The organism is Catellatospora sp. NPDC049111 (assembly GCF_040648615.1).
In the GTDB taxonomy this organism is placed as follows: domain Bacteria; phylum Actinomycetota; class Actinomycetes; order Mycobacteriales; family Micromonosporaceae; genus Catellatospora; species Catellatospora aurea.
The window spans coordinates 1-19,604 of record NZ_JBEZEB010000068.1; the positions used below are offsets into that span (position 1 = coordinate 1).

Below are 19,604 nucleotides of genomic sequence, written 5' to 3' on the forward strand. Positions count from 1 at the left end.
CCGACCTACACCGGTAACCAGCTCAACGGCAACAACCTGACCGGCGCCCTGCCCAACGCCCCGATCTCGGGCGCGTGGTTCCCGGCCCAGTTCGCTGAGCTGATGGCCAACGCCTACCCGCCGCTCTCCTGACGGGTTAGCCCAAAGGAAGGGCGCCTTCTTAACGCTCCGCGTTGAAGAAGGTGCCCTTCTTAACTCAAGGGGCAGGGTGCCGCTGGTCAGCGGCCCGGTCCGGACGGCTGCGAGCCGCCCGACCAGCCGCCGCCACGGCCAGGACGGCCATCGCCGTTGCTCCCGGAGCCGCTGTCGCCCGAGCCGGTGTCCCCGCCGCCGTCGGAGCCGTTGTCCCCGCCGGCGCCGTTGTCATTCCCGTTGTCGCCGTTGTGGTCGCCGTTGCCGTTGTCGTTGTTGTCGTCACCGCGGCCGGGCCGGTCGTCGCCGTTGTCGTGCGAGTTGTCGCCGTTGCCGTCGTGGGACTCGTCCCGCGGCTTTTCCGGCTCCGTGGGCACCGGCTCGGGCGAGAACGCCGACGTGCGCTGCGGGGCGGGGAAGTCCTTGACCTCCAGCCCCGCCGACCCGGTGGCCAGCGTCGAGCCGACGGCCCGGTACACCTTCGACAGCACCGCCGCGCCGACCGCGTCGGTGGGGGTGTCCGGGTTCGCCGCGATGGCCGCCGCGGCCAGCTGCGGGGTGTACGCGACGAACGACTCGGTCATGTTGTCCGTCGAGCTGCCCGTCTTGCCGGCCACCGCGCGCCCGCCGAGCAGGTCCGACACGGCCGTGGCGGTGCCGCCGTCGCAGCGGCCGAACGCGCCGGACTGCCCGACCGGGCAGCGGGCCGCGTCGGTGGCCGCCCGCGCGATCTCCGGGCTGACCGCCGGTCCGCACGCGGGGTTCGCCACGTCGAGCTGCTTGCCGGTGCCGTCGGTGACCGCGGTGACGGGCAGCGGCGAGCAGTACACGCCGTCGGCGGCCAGGGTCGCGTACGCGTTGGCCAGGTCCAGCGGCGTGGTCAGCGAGACGCCCAGCACGAACGAGCCCCAGCCCGCGGCGTCGGTGGCCGCGTGCGAGGCGTTGTCCGGATGCCGGAATCTGATGCCCAGCCGCTGCGCCATCTCGATCGTCTTGTCCGCGCCGACCTGCTGCTCCAGCCAGACGAAGTAGGTGTTCACCGAGCGGCCGAAGCCGGTCCACATGTCCCGCTTGCCGTCCATCCAGGCCGGGTTGGCGTTGCGCGGGCACCAGTACCCGTCGCAGCTGGCCGGGCCGGTCGCCTCGGGCCAGGTGGTGGTGAGTTTGGTCGGCGCGTCGAAGCTCGTGTCGAGGGTCTTGCCGGCCTCCAGCGCGGCCAGCATCGTGAACATCTTGAAGGTCGAACCGGCCTGGTAGCCGTGGATGCCGGTGCCGCCCGCGACGAGCTGGTTCATGGTGTTGCCCGCGCCGGCCGCCGCGCTGTAGTGGCGGTTGACCGCCAGCGCCAGCACCTTGCCGGTGCCGGGCTCGACGACGGCCATCGGCAGGGCGCGCTTGTCGGTGTACCCGTACACCTTGGTCACCTGGGCCTGCGCCGCGTTCTGGAGCTTCGGGTCGAGCGTGGTGACGATGCGGTAGCCGCCCTGGCGCAGCGCCTGCTCCCGGTCTTCGGCGGTGTCGCCGAACGTGTCCTGGTCACGCCACCAGCTGCGGAAGTAGTCGCAGAAGAAGCCCCAGCCCTGCCGGGACGCGGTGCAGTCGTTGGGGTTCGCGCCGCGCTTGACCACCGGCGTGTCGGCCTTGGCGGTCTCGGCCTGCGCGGCGGTGATCGCGCCGGTGCCGGTCATCGCGGTCAGCACGTAGTCGCGGCGGGACAGGGCGCGCTCGATGCCGCCGTTGAGCGGGCTGTCCGCCTCGGGCGACTGGAGCAGCCCGGCCAGCAGCGACGCCTCGCTCAGGGTCAGCTGCGCGGGGTCCTTGGAGAAGTAGGTGTGGGCGGCGGCGTGGATGCCGTACGCGCCGGAGCCGAAGTAGGCGATGTTCAGGTAGCCCTGGAGGATCTGCTCCTTGCTCAGCTCCTTCTCCAGCGCCAGGGCGTACCGGGCTTCGCGGATCTTGCGGGCGGGGGTCTGCTCGGTGGCCTCGGCGCGCTGCTCGGTGGACAGCGACGGGTCGCTCTTGAGCACGTTGCGCACGTACTGCATGGTCAGCGTCGACGCGCCCTGGGAGACGCCGCCGCTGGCCCCGTTGGCGACCACGGCGCGCAGCACGCCCTTGAGGTCCACCCCGTGGTGGGAGTAGAAGCGGGCGTCCTCGGCGGCGACCACGGCCTGCGGCACGACGGGGGCGACCTCGGCCAGCGTCACGTCACGGCGGTTCTCGTCGTAGAAGGTGGTGACGACGGTCTTGCCGTCGTTGGCGTACAGGTAGCTGGCCTGTGCCGTGGTGGGGTGCTTGAGCACCTCGGGGAGCGTGTCGTAGGCGGGCGCGGACTGCTCCACCGCCCAATTGGCCAGCGCGGCGGCGGGCATCGCCCCGGCGGCGACCACGGCTCCCGCGACCACGGCGAGCAGCGTGAGTCGGGTCATCCGGTTGAGCGGCGGCATCGCGGCACCTTCGGGGGAGGGGTCGGGGATGCTCAAGACTGCCCGGAGATCTCCGATGTGCCAGGATTTGTGGCGTGCATCTCATCTGAAATGGGCATATGTCGACCGGGTATGCGGTCTTCCTGTTCATGGGCTCGTTCGGGTGACCCGGAAAACAGAGCGGCGCTACCCGAAATATCGTTGCGATGCGTATAGTTGAACCGTCACGTAAACAGCTTCGCGCTACGTCTACCGGAGGGCAACCGACATGACCACGCTGAACACCCGCACCTGGAACGGCCTGACCATCCCCGCCGCCGGCACCTACGCCATCGACGCCGCGCACACGCGCGTCGGCTTCGTGATCCGGCACATGGTGGTGAGCAAGGTCCGCGGCTCGTTCAAGGACGTCGCCGGTGAGATCGTCGTGGCCGAAGACCCGCTGGCCTCGTCGGTCACCGCCGTGATCCAGGCGGCCAGCATCGACACCGGTGTCGCCGACCGCGACAACCACCTGCGCACCGGCGACTTCCTCGAGATCGAGAAGTACCCGGAGCTGAGCTTCCGCAGCACCGGCCTGCGGGCCGTGTCGGGCGACGAGTTCACCCTCGTCGGCGAGCTCACCATCAAGGACGTCACCAAGACGGTCGAGCTCGCGCTCGAGTTCGGCGGCGTGGCCAAGAACCCGTGGGGCCAGGAGGTCCTCGGCTTCACCGCCACCACTGAGATCGACCGCGAGGAGTACAACGTGACCTGGAACCAGCCGCTGGAGACCGGTGGCGTCCTGCTCGGCAAGACCCTCAAGATCGAGATTGAGGGCGAGGCCACCCGCCAGGCCTGAGCCTGACGGGCTCCGCGCGGCCGCGACCTACGGTCCGTCGACGCCCCGCCCCGGTGGTGCTTGGGGGAGTGCCCCGGGAACACGCGGGAGGCGTCCGGACCGGTCGCGGCCGCGATGTGCCGGGCGTACGCGTGGCCGCGCGGCACGCCCGGCGATCGGGGAACCCGCCGCTGCCTTCCGTCTCCTCGGGGCAGCCGGGTTCCCCGGCATCTTTTCGGCAGGGGGCGGTCCGTTCGGGCCGCCCCCTGCCGGCTCGCGCGGCCGGGTCGACGGACTCCGCCGCCGTCGCAGATGCCAGGGGTAGATTCGCCACATGACCGCATTTCGGATCGGTGAAGCGGCGGAGCTGCTGGGCGTCAGTGCGGACACGGTGCGGCGGCTGGTCGACTCGGGCCGGCTGCGGGCGCACCGCGACGAGCACGACCACCGGATGGTGGCCGGGGAGGACCTGGCGGCGTACGCCCGCACCCAGGCCGACGACCCCGACGGCCGCGCCGACCGCTCCTCGGCCCGCAACCGGATGCGCGGCATCGTCACCGCCATCGTCAAGGACACCGTGATGGCCCAGGTCGACATCCAGGCCGGCCCCTACCGGGTGGTGTCGCTGATGAGCCGCGAGGCCGTCGAGGAACTCGGCCTCGACGTGGGCAGCGTCGCCGTGGCCGTCATCAAGTCCACCAACGTGGTGGTCGAGCGTGACTGACCCGCGGCCCGCCCGTCCCGTGGCCGTCCGGCGCCCCCGCCGCATGATCATCCGACGTGCCGGGCAACCGGGCGAATGGCCTGCCAAGATTCGCACACCTGCCCGGCAAGTCGAGCGATCATGAGCACGGTGCGCCCGCGTGGGGCGGGTCCCGCGGTCGGCGGGTGGCCGGCGGGGCGGCCGCTGCTATCCGCGCACCTGGTCGTCGACCGGCCCGGGTTCCGCCTCGACGTCACACTGTCGGTGTCTCCGGGCGAGGTCGTGGCACTGCTCGGACCCAACGGCGCCGGCAAGACCACGGCACTGCGCGCGCTGGCCGGACTGCTGCCGCTGTACGCCGGGCGGCTGCGCCTGGGCGAGGAGGTCCTCGACGACCCCGCCGCGGGTGTCTTCGTGCCGCCCGAGCACCGGCGGGTCGGCGTGGTGTTCCAGGACTACCTGCTCTTCCCGCACCTGTCCGCGCTGGACAACGTCGCGTTCGGCCCGCAGGCGCGGGGAGCCTCGCGCCGCGTGGCGCGGACCGAGGCGGCCCGCTGGCTGGAGCGCGTCGAGCTGACCGGGCTGGCCCGGCAGCGGCCCCGGCAGCTGTCGGGCGGGCAGGCCCAGCGGGTGGCCCTGGCCCGCGCCATGGCCGTCGGCCCCGACCTGCTGCTGCTGGACGAGCCGCTGGCCGCGCTGGACGCGCGTACCCGGATGGAGACCCGGGCCCGGCTGCACCACGACCTGCGGGCGCACGAGGGCGCGACACTGCTGGTCACCCACGATCCGCTGGACGCGCTGGTGCTCGCCGACCGGCTCGTCATCGTCGAGGACGGCCGGATCGTTCAGGAGGGCGACGCCGCGGAGGTGACCGCCCGGCCGCGCACCGAGTACGTCGCCCGGCTGGTGGGGCTCAACCTGTACCGCGGCCGGGCCGACGGTCACACCGTGACGCTGCCCGGCGGTTTCAGCATGGTCGCCGACGACGAGGTGCACGGCGACGCCTTCCTCGCCTTCCCGCCCTCGGCGGTGGCCCTGCACCCGCGGCAGCCCGCGGGCAGCCCGCGCAACACGTGGGCGGCGACCGTGGTCGGAGTGCTGCCGCACGGCGACCACCTGCGGGTGGAGCTGGGCGGCCCGATCCAGGCCGCCGCCGAGATCACCCCGGCGTCGGCCGCGCAGCTCGGCCTGCTGCCCGGCAGCGAGGTCTGGGCCGCGGTGAAGGCCACCGAGACCCGCGCGTACCCGTACTGACCCACCGCCGAGCCGCGGTCGCGGGGGAGATCGCTGTCTGCGGTCCAAAAGTGCGGCCTGACCTCACTTCTCGTCCGCAAACAGCGATCTTCCCGAGGACCACCGTTAAGAAGGGCACCTTCCTCTACCCATGGCGATGTGAAGGTGCCCTTCCTTCGGTCAGAGGTGGGCGACGTAGGCGGGGGACGGGTGGCGGGTGATGGCGGCGATCACGCCGGCGTCGCGGACGTCCTGCTCGATGCGGGTGAAGGCGTCGTCCTCGGGGGCGGTCAGGCAACGCAGGGGAGTGCGCATGGAGACCTTGGCCTCGGACTTGGCCCGGCGCACGGCCTCGATCGCGGCCGTCGCGGCGGCCAGCGGGGCCGGGTCGCCCGCCAGGGCGTCCAGGTCGGACGGGGCAGGCCAGGCGGCGGTGTGGATCGAGCCGGGCTGCCACCACGACCAGGCCTCCTCGGTCACGAACGGCAGCACGGGAGCGAGCAGCCGCAGCAGCGCCGACAGCGTGGTGCGCAGGGCGAGCCGGGCCGAGTCCGCGCCCGCCGGGCCGTGCTGGCCGTACGCGCGCAGTTTCACCAGTTCCAGGTAGTCGTCGCAGAACAGCCAGAAGAAGCGCTCCACGGCGTCCAGGGCACGGCCGGCGTCGTACCCGTCAAGCGCGGCGGTCGCCTCGGTGATCACGGGCTGCAACGCGGCCAGCAGTGCGCGGTCCAGCGGCTCGGTCACCGTCGCGGCCGCGCCGGGTTCGCCGAGGCCGAGCACGAAACGGGTCGCGTTGAGGATCTTCATGGCGAGCCGCCGGCCCACCCGCATCTGGCCGGTGTCGAAGGCCGTGTCCGCGCCCGGCCGGGCCGCGGCGGCCCAGTAGCGCACCGCGTCCGAGCCGTGCTCGGCGAGCAGGCCCAGCGGCGTCACCACGTTGCCCACCGACTTCGACATCTTCTTGCGGTCCGGGTCCAGGATCCAGCCCGCGATGGCCGCGTTGCGCCAGGGCAGCGCGTCGTGCTCGGTGTGCCCGCGCAGCACCGTGGCGAACAGCCAGGTACGGATGATCTCGTGGGACTGCGGGCGCAGGTCCATCGGGAACACCCGGGCGAACAGGTCGTCGTCGAAGCCCCAGCCGCCCGCGATCTGCGGCGTCAGCGACGAGGTGGCCCAGGTGTCCATCACGTCGGGGTCGGCCGTGAAACCACCGGGGCGGCCGCGCTGGTCCTCGGCGTACCCGGGCGGGGTGTCCGAGCTGGGGTCGACCGGCAGCGCCTGCTCGGCGGGCGTGATCGGCCGGTCGTGCTCGGGCAGGCCGTCGGCGTCCAGCGGGTACCACACCGGGATCGGCACGCCGAAGAAGCGCTGCCGGCTGATCAGCCAGTCCCCGGCCAGCCCGGCCACCCAGTGCTCGTACCGGGTGCGCATGTGCGCGGGGTGCCAGGTCAGCTCCCGGCCGCGCGCGTGCAGCCGGTCGCGCAGCGCCTCGTCGCGGCCGCCGTTGCGGATGTACCACTGCCGGGTGGACACGATCTCCAGGGGTTTGTCGCCGCGCTCGTAGAACTTCACCGGGTGCGTGATCGGCTCCGGCTCGCCGAGCAGCTCTCCGCTGTCGCGCAGCAGCGCGGTGATGCGCTCCCGTCCGGTGTGCACCGTCGCCCCGGCCAGCCCGGCGTAGGCGGCCCTGCCGGCCTCGGACAGGCCGTCGGGTGCGTCGGGCAGGAAACGGCCGTCGAAGCCGAGCACGGGCCGTGTGGGCAGGTCCAGCTCACGCCACCAGATCACGTCGGTGGTGTCGCCGAACGTGCACACCATCGCGATGCCGGCGCCCTTGGCCGGGTCGGCCAGCCGATGCGCCAGCACCGGCACTCGCGCGCCGAACAGCGGTGAGCGCACCGTGCTCCGGAACAGCGGGCGGTAGCGCTCGTCGTCCGGGTGCGCCACCAGCGCCACGCAGGCGGGCAGCAGCTCCGGGCGCGTCGTGGCCACCGTGATCGGCCCCGCCGCGGCGTCGTCGGGGTGGAACACCAGCCGGTGGTACGCCCCCGGGCGGTCCCGGTCCTCCAGTTCGGCCTGCGCCACCGCGGTCCGGAACGTGGTGTCCCACAGCGTCGGGGCCTGCGCCGGATACGCGTCCCCCCGGTTCAGCGCGCGCAGGAAGGCCCGCTGCGACACGGCGCGGGCCCGCGTCCCGATCGTGGTGTACAGCAGCGACCAGTCCACCGACAGGCCCACCAGCCGCCACACCCGCTCGAACGCCTCCTCGTCCTGCGCGGTCAGCCGCTCGCACAGCTCGATGAAGTTGCGCCGCGACACCGGCACCTGGCTCTTGCCGGGCTTCTCGGACGGCGTGAACCCCGGTTCGTACGGCAGCGACGGGTCGCAGCGCACCCCGAAGAACTGCTGCACCCGACGTTCGGTGGGCAGCCCGTTGTCGTCCCAGCCCATCGGGTAGAACACCGCCTTGCCGCGCATGCGCTGGAAACGCGCGATGACGTCGGTCTGGGTGTACGAGAACACGTGCCCCACGTGCAGTTCGCCGCTGGCGGTCGGGGGCGGGGTGTCGATGGCGAACACGCGCTCACGCGGCGCGGCACGGTCGAAGCGGTACACGCGCTCGGATTCCCAGCGCTGTGCCCACTTGTCGGGCAGACCGTCGATGGTCGGCTTGTCCGGAAGGTTCATGACCTCACCTCGGTGGGATGAGCGCCCCGAACGCGAGAGAGGTTGGGTGACCACCGCGCGCCCTGGGGCGCGGCGATCGAAGAGACTACGCGCGGCCCGAGTCGGCTACGCGTACGACGAACGACGTGAAGAGCGCGTGGGTCATGGCTCCTCCTTCGACGTCGCTCGTTTGTGCCGATGGTAACCGGTCGGCCCGATCTCTGCTGCCCCGTCCACCCCCGGCGGACAAGGCCTGGCTGTGGGGATGAGCGCGGATCGGCCGTTGTGGCGGTTGTCCACGGGTGGGGCGGTTGTTACGGTCCGTTCTCGCTGGTCGCGGCTCGGCGACCGGCCCACCCTGACAAGAAGGACACCTCTGTGACCACGACGACGGCGACCGCCAGCAAGTCCTGGCTCGTCACCCTGCTGCTCTGCTTCTTCCTCGGCGCCCTGGGCGTGCACCGCTTCTACGTCGGCAAGATCGGCACGGGCATCCTGATGCTGATCACCTTCGGTGGCCTGGGCCTGTGGGTGCTGATCGACTTCATCATGATCCTGATCGGCAAGTTCTCGGACAAGCAGGGCAACGCGCTCGCCAAGTGAGCCAACCCGCGCCCGCGCGCTGACGCGGGCGACCGGCGGCCCCTCGCGCCCGTTCGGCGCGGGGGGCCGCCGCTGTATCCTGGTTCTCTTGTGACCACCTCTGACCTGGCCGGCGCCCTCGAAGGCACGCTCGACGACGGCCGCCACATGACGCGCATCACCACGTTCTACCCCCGCCGCGGGCGGGTGAGCGGACGCCACGAGGACGCGCTGACCAGGCTGTGGCCCACCTACGGCGTCGACATCGCGCAGCCGACTGAGCTTTCCAAGTGCGCACCGCTGGACACCGCGGCTCTGTTCGGCCGTGACGCGCCGCTGGTGCTGGAGATCGGCTCCGGGATGGGCGACGCCACCGTCGCCATGGCCGCCGCCGACCCGGGCCGCGACTACCTGGCCGTCGAGGTGTTCCCGCCCGGCCTGGGCAACCTGCTGGCCGTCGTCGAGGAGCGCGGGCTGACCAACGTACGGGTCGCCCAGGGCGACGCGCTGCACCTGCTTCGGCACATGATCGCTCCGGACCTCCTGGCCGCCGTGCACGTCTACTTCCCCGACCCGTGGCCCAAGGCGCGCCACCACAAGCGGCGGCTGATCCAGCCGGACAACGTGGCGCTGCTGCGCTCGCGACTGGCCGTCGGCGGGGTGCTGCACTGCGCCACCGACTGGGCCGACTACGCCGAGCAGATGGCCGAGGTCCTGGACGCCGCCGACGGCCTGGCCAACCTGCACGACGGCTTCGCCCCCCGCCCCGCCCACCGCCCCGTCACCAAGTTCGAGCAGCGGGGCATAGCCGCCGGCCGCCAGATCTTCGACCTCCTCTACCACCGCACCCCCTGACGCGCGCCCGCCCCGCTTTGTCATTGACGTTGGCCTATCACATCGACTTTGATCTCGTCTGAGTCGACGTGATAGGCCAACGTCTATTCGGGGCGGGGCGGGGCGGGGCGGGGCGGGGCGGGGCGGGGCGGGGCGGGTGACGGCTCGGGTTCACTCTTGGAGGTAAGTTTCGTCGTCTAGTTGTTACTTGTAGGTTCTCGACGGAATCGATATATCTTCATTAATGTGTGGCCACCAGACTCCTCTACCCCGGGAGGTTCTCCCATGGTGGCTACCGCCACACCCCTGCTGCGCCGGGCGGCGGCGTTCGCGGGCGGCGTCGCGCTGACCCTCGGTGCGCTGCTGTCCGTGCCCACCGCCGCGCAGGCGAGCACCGACTACGGTCCGGCGGCCTGGGTGCCCGCGAGCACCAGCAACTACACCGACGCCAGCCGCGAATCCGACTACAACATCAACTACGTGGTCATCCACACGGTCCAGGGTTCGTACACCAGCGCCATCAACTGGTTCCAGAACCCGGCCGCGCAGGTCAGCGCCCACTACGTGGTGTCCAAGGGCGGCGCGGTCACCCAGATGGTGCGCGAGGCCGACGTCGCCTGGCACGCCGGCAACTGGACCTACAACACGCAGTCCATCGGCATCGAGCACGAGGGCTACGTGGAGCAGGACGGCTGGTACACCGAGGCCATGTACCAGGCGTCGGCGGCCATCGTGCGCAGCGTGACCAGCAAGTACGGCATCCCGCGGGACCGGGCCCACATCATCGGCCACAACGAGGTCCCCGGCGCGACCCACACCGACCCGGGTTCGCGCTGGAACTGGTCGTACTTCATGTCGCTGGTCAACGGCACGACGCCCCCGCCGTCGTGGACGTCGACCGTGGACAACACGACCTCTGGCCGGTTCACCGCCTCGGCCAACTGGGGCACCTCGACGTACTCGTCCCAGCGCTACGGCGCCGACTACCGGTACGCCAACCCGGCGGCCGTCTCCGACGCCGCCTGGTACAAGTTCAACATCCCGGCGACGGCCAGCTACCGGGTCGAGGTCTGGTATCCGGCCAACACCGGCTACAACGCGACCACGCCGTACGTCATCGCCACCACCGGCGGCAACGTGTCTGTGCAGGTCAACCAGCAGGGCAGTGGCGGCGTCTGGGTCAACCTGGGCACGTTCAGCCTCGCCGGAGGCGACTACAACGCCGTCGGCGTGAGCCGCTGGAGCGGCGGGGCAGGGTACGTCATCGCCGACGCGGTGAAGCTCACCCGGGTTTGATCCACACCGCCGACCGCAGCCGCGTCCGTGCCGTCCCGACGGCACAGGCGCGGCTGCGGTGCGTGTACACCCGTTGCGCGGATGCGGATCATCGTGCGGCCTGCTAGGCTCCTGCGCATGTACATCTGAGCGTGATCCCCACGCCCGCGCCGGTGCTCCCGGCGCCGCGAGCGTGCCGCGCCGGCCCACGGGCCCGCGCCGTCTGATCCGTCTTTCCCCACGCCTCTGCCCGTTCCGGCAGCCGTCGGCGTGCCCGCATCCGTAGGAGACACTCATGCGTGAAGATCACAGCTCGGAGAACCCCGCCGCGGACGAGACCGCGGAAGAGGTCGAGCAGGAGCCCATGAACCGCGCCGAGCGCCGTGCCAAGGGCAAGAAGTCCCAGCAGCAGGCGTTCGGCAAGCAGGCGTTCACGCCCAAGTCGAGCCAGGGCCACGGCCCGCGGCTGTGGGCCAACCGCCGCGCCGGCTGACCGGCAGCTCCACGATCCGCCGATCCCATCCGCACCAGCGGAACGGGGTCGGCGGATCTTCTTTGTCGGTGCCCCTGAATACACTCCCGCGGCATGACGATGCAGACCATTGTGGACCGTGTCGCCGGGGCGGGTGGCGGATGTCCGGCCTGGTGACGTACACCGAACTGCTCGACCGGGTGGAGCGCCTGGCCGCCGGCGGCGAGTTCGACGAGGCTGCCTCGGCGCTGGTGGCGCTGCGGCGTTCCGGCGGCGCGGCGGGCGTCGACGGCATGCGGCCGCTGCTGGACCTGGCGGCAGGGCTGCCCCCGGCACAGCTCACGGCACTGCTGCAGGCGCTGCTGCGGCACCGGCGCGACGATCGCGGCTGGCACGTCGACAGCGTGATCGGGGCGCTGTGCCCGCTGCTGCCCGGCGAGCTGCCCCCGGACCTGGTCGCCGAACTGCTGACCTTTGCCGAGGACAGCTCCTACGACATACCGGTGATGACACTGGCCAAACTGGTCGCGCTGCACCTGCGGCACGCCCCGCTGCCACCCGCGGTGCTGGCCACCATGGAGCGCCGCAAGCGGGAGAGCCTGTGGCTGCGGGAGCTGGCGGCCACGGCGGCGGCCCGCTCGGCGCGGTGACCGCTGCTCGTGGCAGTGATCAGGGGCGGGCCGCGGGGGACCGCCGCCGATCGGTGCACACCGGAGGCGCCATCACGGTCTGGTCGGTGCTGTACGCCAGCGTGACCGTGACGCAGTAGTCCCGGCTCGGGTCGAAGCCGGGCAGGGTGACCGTCTCCGTCCCGGCGGGCAGCGACTGCAACGCGCGCATCGGCTGCCCGGCGGGCGCGGCCGACAGCACCACCGCCGCGGTCGCCCCGTCGGGGTAGGACCAGGTGATGCGTAGTCGCGTGCCCAGGTCGGCGACGGCCAGCCCGGTCACCGGCGGTGGCGCGGACGAGGCCGGGCCGCTCGGGGTGGCGGCGGGCGACGGCGTGGCCTCACCGGTGTCCGGGCCGCCTGCCAGGATGAACGTTCCCACCAGCGCCACGATCGCGACCACCGCGGCGACCACCGCCAGCGCCGCGGCCCCTGCGCCGCGCCGCCGCCGTGGCGGTGGCGTGCCGCGCTGCGGCACCAGCAACCCGGGTGGGGGCGTCGTGGCGATCGGGTACGCCGGATCGACGGGCACGTACGGCCTGCCCGGCGTGAGATGCAGCGCGGGGATGGCCTGCCCCGCGCCGGCCCCCGCCTGATCCGGCAGGCGGTCGCGGTCCGGGGAGCGTCCGGAGCGCCCCGGGGCGGGAGCCGCGAAGCCTCCCGGACCGGCCTGCCGCGCAGGGCTGCCGAAGCCGGTCGGGTCGGGATCCGGCGCGGGTTTGCCGAAGCCCAGCAAGTCGTCAAGACCGGTGTCGGCGTCGTCCATGCGGTGCGGCGGCGCGCCCCGCGATCCGGAGCGCCGGATCCGGGCCTGCCGGGCCGGGTCGTCGAACCGCTCGAAGATCTCGTCGTCGGGCCACTCGTCCGGCTCGGCCGCCCGTGGCGCGGGCTGGTGCGGACCCGGGATCAGGTCCTCGGCCTGCGGGATCAGCACCGGCAGCACGCCCGGCCCCGGATCACCGGCGCGTCCGGCCTCGTCCTCGGAGGGCGCGGTGCCGCAGCGGTGCTCGGTCTGCGCGCGGGCGTGCAGCGCGGCCTGCAGCAGCCGGTGCACGTCGTCGTCGGCGGGCAGCACCGCGGCTTGGGCGCGTACCCCGGCCAGCAGGTCGTGGGCCTGGTCGAAGTCGCCGCAGTCGCGCCACATGCCCGCCAGCCGGATGGTCATGCGCAGGTTGACGGGGTGCCCCGGGCCGTGCCGGGACACGTGTGCGGCGAGCACCTCGGCCAGCTGCCTGCGGCCGTCGGCGCAGCTGCCGCGGGCGTGCTCCACGACCGCCGCGTCGGCGCGGGCGGACAGGGTGCGGTCGGCGTCGGGCCCGTCGGCGGTCGACAGGTCGCGGATCAGGTTCTGGTAGAGGTCCGCGGCGCGGTCCAGGGCACCGGTGCGGTGCAGGCACACCGCCAGCACACCGAGCGCGTGCAGGGCGCGCCGGTCCAGGTCGCCGTGCAGGGCCTGCGCGGCGGCGTGGGCGTACGCCGCCCAGCTGCGCGCCGCGTGCGGCTCGCCCAGGTGCAGCAGCACGCCCGCGTACAGCGCGGCGGTGTCCGCCTCGGCGGCGTCGGCGTGCCGCGGATCCTGGTGGGCGAGCGCGAGCTGGTCGCGCAGCAGTTGCTGGGCAGCCGGGAAGTCGAGCCGGCTCACCAGCTCGCGGGCACGCGCCAGCCGTCCCCCCTCAGGCATGGGACTCATCGTGCCCGCTTCCGCACGATCTGTGAAGCCCCGAAGGTCAACACTCCACCCCGGACGATCCCCGGCGGCCGCCGTACCCCCAAGGTCATCCGACTTGCCTGGCACCTGTGCGTATCTTGCGCCCGCATTCGCACATGTGCCAGGCAAGTCGAACGATCATGGTGCACATGACGCCCGGCCTGACCCGGCGGTCGTCGCGTGAAGCGGGTGCGGCAGAGCGAGGCGGCGCGCGGGCGCGCGCGGGGTTAGGGTGTGCCACCGCGTTGCGGGCCGACGGTGGAAGAGGTGTGCGGGATGGGGCGGGACGTCGCAGGTCTGACGGTGGCGGTGACCGGAGCGGCCCGGGGGATCGGTGCGGCGATCGCCGCCCGGCTGGCCGGGGCCGGAGCGAACGTCGTGCTCGGCGACCGGGACCTGCCCGCCCTGACGCGGACCGCCGAGGCGCTGCCCGGCACGCTGCCGGTGGAGCTGGACGTCACTGATCAGGGGAGCGTGCACGCGTTCCTGGACCGGGCCGAGGAGGCGTTCGGGCCGGTGGACGTGCTGGTGAACAACGCGGGCGTGATGTGGGTCGGGCCGTTCGCCGACGAGCCGGAGCAGGCGGCGCGACGGCAGTTCGAGGTGAACGTGCACGGGGTGCGGCACGGCTTCCTGGCCGCCGCGCCGCGCATGCGGGCCCGCGGCCGGGGGCAGATCATCACCATCGCCTCGGCGGCGAGCCGGATCAGCCCGCCCGGCGAGGCCACCTACGCCGCGACCAAACACGCGGTGTACGGCTACGCGGCCGCCGTCCGCCACGAGCTGCGCGGCACGGGTGTGCGGGTCAGCCTGGTCATGCCCGCGGTCGTGGAGACCGAACTGGCCGCCGGGACCAGCCACGGCGGCGTGCCGCGGCTGCGCCCCGAGACCGTTGCCGCGGCCGTGGAGCGGGTGATCCGCCGTCCCCGGTTCGAGGTGTTCGTGCCCGGCCGGCTGGACCCGCTGACCCGGCTGCTGGCGCTGCTGCCGCAGTCCGGCCGGGACCTGGCCTACCGGCTGCTGGTCCCGGACCAGGTGGTGCTCGGGGATGGCGCGGCACGGGCGGCGTACCAGCGGGACGCAGGACTGTCCGAAGCGGACGGCCAATAGGGAATCCGGGTCTTGTGACCTAGGCCACACGGACATTACCCTTCGGTAACCGCGTGCCCGCGCGGTGGTTCGTGCCCCCTTATCCGCGTTTTCCGTACCCCCGGAAGGCAGGCTCCCATGCGTCTCGCGCGTCCGTCCCTCGCGCTCGCCGCTGCCCTGGCCGCGGTGCTCCTGTCGGCGAACCCGGCAGCCGCCGCGACCGGCCCCATCCCCAACTCGATGGCCAGCATGGGTGACTCGATCACCCGAGGCTTCAACGCCTGCGGCTGGTACTCCGACTGCACCGCCCGCTCGTTCAGCACCGGCAGCTACGCCTCGGTGAACAGCCAGTACCGGCGCATCCTGGCCAAGAACAGCGCCATCAACGGCCGCAACTACAACGACGCGAAGAGCGGCGCGAAGGCCGCTGACATGCCCGGCCAGGCGAACACCGTGGCGGGCCGCAACGTCGACTACGTGACCATCCTGATCGGCGCGAACGACGCCTGCACCGGGTCGGAGTCGAGCATGACCTCGGTGGCCTCGTTCCGGGCCTCCATCGACACCGCGCTGAACACCCTCAAGACCCGGCTGCCCAACGCTCGGGTCGCGCTGATCTCGATCCCGGACGTCAAGCGGCTGTGGGAGGTCGGCAAGGGCTCGTCGTCGGCCCGCAGCGCCTGGTCGCTGTTCGGCATCTGCCAGTCCCTGCTGGCCAACCCGACCTCGACGGCGCAGGCCGATGTGGACCGCCGCGACCGGGTGCGCCAGCGCGTGATCGACTTCAACGCCCAGCTCGCGCAGGCCTGCGCGGCCTACGGGGCCAACTGCGACTTCGACGACAACGCGGTGTTCAGCTACCCGTTCGCGCTGTCGCAGGTGAGCACATGGGACTACTTCCACCCGAACGCGGCCGGGCAGACGGTGCTGGCCCAGATCTCGTACGCCGCCGGCCACAACTGGTGAGCTACGCCTGACCGGGGGCGCCCCGCGGGGTGGGGCGCCCCTTTCCGTGCCAGAATCGACAACACTCTTTACTGTTAATCGTCTTTAAATTAGTGTGGCATTCAAGCTCATGAGCGTATGACCGTCCCACAGCTCGCCGTCGGGCGACGTGCTCCCCGCAGCCGTCGCCCGCCGCGCGCTATCTCGAAAGGACTCCCCGCTCATGAGAAGGTCCCTGCGCGCCGGCCTCGCCACGCTGGGCGTGGCACTGCTGGCCGGCGCGATCTCCCTCGTCGCGATGCCCGCGGCCCACGCCGCGACCGCGACGTTCACCAAGGTGTCCAGTTGGGGCACCGGCTACGAGGGCAAGTTCACCGTCACGAACAACACCTCGGCCACCATCACCAGCTGGAACGTGCAGTTCGACCTGCCCTCCGGCACCACCATGGGCGTGTTCTGGGACGCCGCGGTGACCACGTCGGGCCAGCACGTGACCGCCAACAACGTGGGCTGGAACGGCACGCTGGGCCCCGGCGCGTCGACCAGCTTCGGCTTCAACGCCAACGGATCGGGCAACCCGACCAACTGCACCGTCAACGGCGCGAGCTGCGGCGGCGGCACGCCGCCGACCTCCTCGCCGCCCGCGGGCGTGCCGGGCAAGCCGGGCAACCCGTCGGTCACCTCGGCCACCAACAGCGCGATCTCGCTGAGCTGGGGCGCCTCGACCGGCACCGTCACCGGTTACCGGGTGTACGAGGGCAGCACCGTGCGCGCCACCGTCACCGGCACCTCCGCCACGCACAGCGGCCTGGGCGCGTGCACGTCGCACACGTACACGGTCAAGGCGTACAACAACAGCGGCGAGTCGGTGGCCAGCAACGCCGTCACCGGCACCACGACCGGCTGCCCGACCTCGAACTTCAAGGGCGCCGCGCCGTACTACTACGTCGGCTGGGGCAACCCGCCCGCGCCGTCCACGGTCATGAGCGCCACCGGTATCAAGTGGTTCACCATGGCGTTCATCCTGTCCGGCGGCGGCTGCACGCCGGCCTGGGACGGCAGCCGCCCGCTGACCGGCGGGGCCGACCAGTCCACCATCAACGCGATCCGGGCCGCGGGCGGCGAGGTCGTGCCGTCGATCGGCGGCTGGAGCGGCAACAAGCTCGGCCCGAACTGCTCCTCGGCCTCCGCGCTGGCGGCGGCGTACCAGCAGGTCATCAACGCGTACAACCTCAAGGCGATCGACGTCGACATCGAGAACACCGACGAGTTCGAGAACGAGGTCGTGCAGGACCGCATCCTCGGCGCGCTGAAGATCGTCAAGCAGAACAACCCGGGCATCAAGACGATCATCACGTTCGGCACCACGACCACCGGCCCGAGCTGGTGGGGCACCCGCCTGATCAACCAGGCGGCGGCGCTGGGCGCGAACATCGACATCTTCACGATCATGCCGTTCGACTTCGGCGGCGGCGCGAACATGTACCAGAACACGGTCAACGCCGCGGTCGGCCTGCGCAACGCGCTCAAGACGGCCTTCGGCTGGAACGACGCCACGGCCAACGCCCACCTGGGCATCTCCGGTATGAACGGCCTGTCCGACCAGCAGGAGCTGACCAGCACCGCGACCTGGACCCAGATCCGGGACTGGGCCAACGCCAACGCCATCGCCCGCCTGTCGTTCTGGTCGGTCAACCGCGACCGCGGCTGCGCCGGCGGCGGCGTCCAGTCCGCCTGCAGCGGCATCGCCCAGCCCGACTGGGAGTTCACTCGCATCACCGCGGGCTTCACCCGCTGACCCACCCCGAAACCCCCGGCCCGCGGCCATCCCCCCGATGCGCGGGCCGGGTCCCTTGGCGTGATCCACCGACTTGCCAGGCAATCGTGGGTATCCGCGGTCAAGGTGCCCGGCAAGTCGGTGGATCAACGGCGAAGCCGGAACATGAGGCTGATACGCCATTATCGTGATCACATGGACCGCAGTGGCGAGCTGAGCTCCGTGCGGCGCAACGCCGTCTTCGCGACGGTGGCACTCGGCCTGCTGCTGGCGGCGCTGGACCAGACGATCGTGGGCACGGCGCTGCCGACCATCGTCGGGGATCTGGGCGGGGCGTCCCACCTGTCCTGGGTGGTGACGGCATACCTGCTGGCCGAGACGATCGCCACCGCGCTGGCCGGAAAGCTCGGCGACCTGTTCGGGCGCAAGCTGCTGTTCCAGGCCAGCGTCGCGGTCTTCATCGTGGCCTCGTTCTTCTGCGGGTTCGCGCACAACATGGCGTGGCTGGTGGCCTGGCGCGGCGTGCAGGGAGCCGGCGCGGGCGGCATCCTGGTCACCGCGATGGCCTTGATCGCCGACTACATCCCGCTGCGCGAGCGCGGCAAGTACCAGGGCGCTCTGGGCGGGGTCTTCGGCGTGGTGACCGTGCTCGGGCCGCTGCTGGGCGGCCTGTTCACCGATCACCTGTCCTGGCGCTGGGCGTTCTACATCAACATCCCGCTCGGCCTGCTGGTCATGCTCATCTGCGCGTCGACCATGCCGAAGCTGCCGACCGCCGCCCGCCCGATCATCGACTACCTCGGCATCGCGATGATCGCGGTGGCGTCCACCTGCCTGATCCTGATGACCAGCTGGGGCGGCACGGAGTTCCCGTGGCTGTCCCCGGAGATCATCGGACTGGGCGTCGGCGGCCTCGTCGCGCTGCTGCTGTTCGTGGTGGTGGAGCTGCGGGCGCGGGAGCCGATGCTGCCGATGCGGCTGTTCGGCAACCCGGTCTTCACCATCTGCGGGGTGCTCAGCTTCATCGTCGGCTTCTCCATGTTCGGGGCGCTGACCTTCCTGCCGACCTTCATGCAGTACGTCCAGGGCGCCTCGGCGACCGCCTCCGGCCTGCGCATGCTGCCGCTGGTGTTCGGCCTGCTGATCACCTCGATCACCAGCGGCACGATCGTCGGGCGCACCGGCCGCTACAAGTGGTTCCCGGTCATCGGCGGCCTGGTCACCGCGCTGGGCATGTGGCTGCTGTCGCAGATGACAGCGCTGACCACGCTGTGGGTCGAGTCGGCGTTCCTGTTCGTGCTGGGCCTCGGGCTGGGCATGAGCATGCAGACGCTCACCATCGTCGTGCAGAACACCGTCAACTACCACGATCTGGGTGTGGCCACCTCCGGCGTGACCTTCCTGCGCACGCTCGGCAGCGCGTTCGGGGTCGCGCTGTTCGGCACGGTGTACACCCACTCGCTGCAGGCGCAGCTGGAGCGGTTCGGGCCCCTGCTCGGGGCGCTCGACCCGCGCCGGCTGGAGAGCCCGGCCGGCGTGCACAGCCTGCCGGCCCCGATCCGGCTGCTGGTGGTCGGCGGCTACACCGAGGCGCTGCACATGGTGTTCCTGTCGGCGGTGCCGGTGGGCCTGCTGGCCGCCGTCATCGCCCTGTTCCTCAAACAGGTGCCGCTGCGCGACACCGCCCGCGCCGCCGCCACCGATCTGGGCGAGGGCTTCGGCATGCCCGAGTCGCCGGACCGCACCGAGCAGTTGGAACGCGCCGTCGCCACGGTATGGCGGCAGAAGGGCAATGCCGCCGCGCCGCACGTGCTGGCCTCGGCCGGGGTCGACGGCGGGGTCGGGCTGGCCTGGTGCCTGTCCCGGGTCGTGCTGTTCGCCGAGCACTACGGGCAGGCCCGGGTGTCCGACATAGCCGAGCACTACCACCTGCCGCCGCAGGTGCTGTGGCCGGCGTTCCAGCGCTACGTCGCCGACGGCTACCTGGGCGCGGTCGACGGCACGGTGGCGCTGACCCCGCGCGGCACCGCCGAGTACGACCGCATCGCGGCCGCGTGGCGGCAGTGGCTGTCGAGCGAGCTGTCGGACTGGCACGACACCTCCGACGAGGAGTTCGAGCAGGCGGTCCGGCAAGCCGGCCGCGAGCTGGTGTTCGAGGACGAGACCCCGCCCGCGCCGGTCTCGGCGGTCCCGGCGCTCCCGCAGGCTCCCGCCCGCGCGGGCCCCGGCCGGCACCGTGCGTAGGCGGCCACCACTCCGATCCGCCCGCTGAC

15 protein-coding genes are annotated in these 19,604 nt (G+C 72.0%); 12 read left to right on the forward strand and 3 right to left on the reverse strand.

What is annotated here, in order from left to right; all coding sequences use genetic code 11:
- Positions 1-218: 218 nt before the first annotated feature.
- Complete coding sequence (locus tag AB0B66_RS42180; RefSeq protein WP_360541010.1) at positions 219-2,579, reverse strand: transglycosylase domain-containing protein; 2,361 nt, start codon at positions 2,577-2,579, stop codon at positions 219-221.
- A 247-nt stretch (positions 2,580-2,826) separates the two neighbouring features.
- Between AB0B66_RS42180 and AB0B66_RS42185 the strand changes: the two genes are divergently transcribed.
- From AB0B66_RS42185 to AB0B66_RS42195, 3 genes are all read left to right on the forward strand, one after another.
- Positions 2,827-3,399 carry a YceI family protein gene (locus AB0B66_RS42185; RefSeq protein WP_360541012.1) on the forward strand — a complete coding sequence of 191 codons (573 nt, stop codon included), beginning with the start codon at positions 2,827-2,829 and terminating at the stop codon, positions 3,397-3,399.
- Between the two features lie 313 nt (positions 3,400-3,712).
- Complete coding sequence (locus AB0B66_RS42190; RefSeq protein ID WP_360541014.1) at positions 3,713-4,102, forward strand: helix-turn-helix domain-containing protein; 390 nt, start codon at positions 3,713-3,715, stop codon at positions 4,100-4,102.
- Between the two features lie 120 nt (positions 4,103-4,222).
- The gene (locus AB0B66_RS42195) at positions 4,223-5,335 is read left to right on the forward strand and encodes an ABC transporter ATP-binding protein (RefSeq protein WP_360541016.1); all 1,113 of its coding nucleotides are present in this window, start codon (positions 4,223-4,225) and stop codon (positions 5,333-5,335) included.
- A 159-nt stretch (positions 5,336-5,494) separates the two neighbouring features.
- Here the strand turns inward: AB0B66_RS42195 and valS are convergent, their stop codons facing one another.
- Positions 5,495-8,002 carry a valine--tRNA ligase gene (gene valS, locus AB0B66_RS42200; protein WP_360541018.1) on the reverse strand — a complete coding sequence of 836 codons (2,508 nt, stop codon included), beginning with the start codon at positions 8,000-8,002 and terminating at the stop codon, positions 5,495-5,497.
- 357 nt (positions 8,003-8,359) lie between these two features.
- Between valS and AB0B66_RS42205 the strand changes: the two genes are divergently transcribed.
- From AB0B66_RS42205 to AB0B66_RS42225, 5 genes are all read left to right on the forward strand, one after another.
- Positions 8,360-8,584 carry a TM2 domain-containing protein gene (locus tag AB0B66_RS42205; RefSeq protein WP_360541020.1) on the forward strand — a complete coding sequence of 75 codons (225 nt, stop codon included), beginning with the start codon at positions 8,360-8,362 and terminating at the stop codon, positions 8,582-8,584.
- Positions 8,585-8,731: 147 nt separating this feature from the next.
- Positions 8,732-9,418, forward strand: a complete 687-nt coding sequence (gene trmB, locus AB0B66_RS42210; protein WP_360541058.1) for a tRNA (guanosine(46)-N7)-methyltransferase TrmB — start codon at positions 8,732-8,734, stop codon at positions 9,416-9,418.
- Between the two features lie 264 nt (positions 9,419-9,682).
- Positions 9,683-10,693: an N-acetylmuramoyl-L-alanine amidase gene (locus AB0B66_RS42215; protein ID WP_360541022.1), complete on the forward strand. Its 1,011-nt coding sequence runs from the start codon at positions 9,683-9,685 to the stop codon at positions 10,691-10,693.
- Between the two features lie 274 nt (positions 10,694-10,967).
- On the forward strand, positions 10,968-11,165 hold the full coding sequence (locus AB0B66_RS42220) for a hypothetical protein (RefSeq protein WP_360541024.1): 198 nt from the start codon (positions 10,968-10,970) through the stop codon (positions 11,163-11,165).
- Between the two features lie 140 nt (positions 11,166-11,305).
- The gene (locus tag AB0B66_RS42225) at positions 11,306-11,794 is read left to right on the forward strand and encodes a hypothetical protein (RefSeq protein ID WP_360541026.1); all 489 of its coding nucleotides are present in this window, start codon (positions 11,306-11,308) and stop codon (positions 11,792-11,794) included.
- A gap of 19 nt (positions 11,795-11,813) precedes the next feature.
- Here the strand turns inward: AB0B66_RS42225 and AB0B66_RS42230 are convergent, their stop codons facing one another.
- Positions 11,814-13,493 carry a hypothetical protein gene (locus tag AB0B66_RS42230; protein ID WP_360541028.1) on the reverse strand — a complete coding sequence of 560 codons (1,680 nt, stop codon included), beginning with the start codon at positions 13,491-13,493 and terminating at the stop codon, positions 11,814-11,816.
- A 303-nt stretch (positions 13,494-13,796) separates the two neighbouring features.
- On the opposite strand from AB0B66_RS42230, the gene AB0B66_RS42235 reads away from it, so the two are divergent.
- From AB0B66_RS42235 to AB0B66_RS42250, 4 genes are all read left to right on the forward strand, one after another.
- Positions 13,797-14,630, forward strand: coding sequence for an SDR family oxidoreductase (locus tag AB0B66_RS42235; protein ID WP_360541029.1), 834 nt, complete (start codon positions 13,797-13,799; stop codon positions 14,628-14,630).
- Positions 14,631-14,747: 117 nt separating this feature from the next.
- Positions 14,748-15,575, forward strand: coding sequence for a GDSL-type esterase/lipase family protein (locus tag AB0B66_RS42240; protein ID WP_360541031.1), 828 nt, complete (start codon positions 14,748-14,750; stop codon positions 15,573-15,575).
- Positions 15,576-15,777: 202 nt separating this feature from the next.
- Positions 15,778-17,352 carry a cellulose binding domain-containing protein gene (locus tag AB0B66_RS42245; protein ID WP_360541033.1) on the forward strand — a complete coding sequence of 525 codons (1,575 nt, stop codon included), beginning with the start codon at positions 15,778-15,780 and terminating at the stop codon, positions 17,350-17,352.
- Positions 17,353-17,526: 174 nt separating this feature from the next.
- Entirely contained in the window at positions 17,527-19,575 is a 2,049-nt protein-coding gene (locus AB0B66_RS42250; protein ID WP_360541035.1) for an MDR family MFS transporter, read from the forward strand.
- Positions 19,576-19,604: the final 29 nt, after the last annotated feature.

What these genes read in the sequence shown, in the direction of transcription:
- AB0B66_RS42180 (WP_360541010.1), bottom strand. Translation starts at nt 2,579, where the DNA reads ATGCCGCCGCTCAACCGGATGACCCGACTCACGCTGCTCGCCGTGGTC.
- AB0B66_RS42185 (WP_360541012.1), top strand. Translation starts at nt 2,827, where the DNA reads ATGACCACGCTGAACACCCGCACCTGGAACGGCCTGACCATCCCCGCC.
- AB0B66_RS42190 (WP_360541014.1), top strand. Translation starts at nt 3,713, where the DNA reads ATGACCGCATTTCGGATCGGTGAAGCGGCGGAGCTGCTGGGCGTCAGT.
- AB0B66_RS42195 (WP_360541016.1), top strand. Translation starts at nt 4,223, where the DNA reads ATGAGCACGGTGCGCCCGCGTGGGGCGGGTCCCGCGGTCGGCGGGTGG.
- valS (WP_360541018.1), bottom strand. Translation starts at nt 8,002, where the DNA reads ATGAACCTTCCGGACAAGCCGACCATCGACGGTCTGCCCGACAAGTGG.
- trmB (WP_360541058.1), top strand. Translation starts at nt 8,732, where the DNA reads ATGACGCGCATCACCACGTTCTACCCCCGCCGCGGGCGGGTGAGCGGA.
- AB0B66_RS42215 (WP_360541022.1), top strand. Translation starts at nt 9,683, where the DNA reads ATGGTGGCTACCGCCACACCCCTGCTGCGCCGGGCGGCGGCGTTCGCG.
- AB0B66_RS42220 (WP_360541024.1), top strand. Translation starts at nt 10,968, where the DNA reads ATGCGTGAAGATCACAGCTCGGAGAACCCCGCCGCGGACGAGACCGCG.
- AB0B66_RS42225 (WP_360541026.1), top strand. Translation starts at nt 11,306, where the DNA reads ATGTCCGGCCTGGTGACGTACACCGAACTGCTCGACCGGGTGGAGCGC.
- AB0B66_RS42230 (WP_360541028.1), bottom strand. Translation starts at nt 13,493, where the DNA reads ATGCCTGAGGGGGGACGGCTGGCGCGTGCCCGCGAGCTGGTGAGCCGG.
- AB0B66_RS42235 (WP_360541029.1), top strand. Translation starts at nt 13,797, where the DNA reads ATGGGGCGGGACGTCGCAGGTCTGACGGTGGCGGTGACCGGAGCGGCC.
- AB0B66_RS42240 (WP_360541031.1), top strand. Translation starts at nt 14,748, where the DNA reads ATGCGTCTCGCGCGTCCGTCCCTCGCGCTCGCCGCTGCCCTGGCCGCG.
- AB0B66_RS42245 (WP_360541033.1), top strand. Translation starts at nt 15,778, where the DNA reads ATGAGAAGGTCCCTGCGCGCCGGCCTCGCCACGCTGGGCGTGGCACTG.
- AB0B66_RS42250 (WP_360541035.1), top strand. Translation starts at nt 17,527, where the DNA reads ATGGACCGCAGTGGCGAGCTGAGCTCCGTGCGGCGCAACGCCGTCTTC.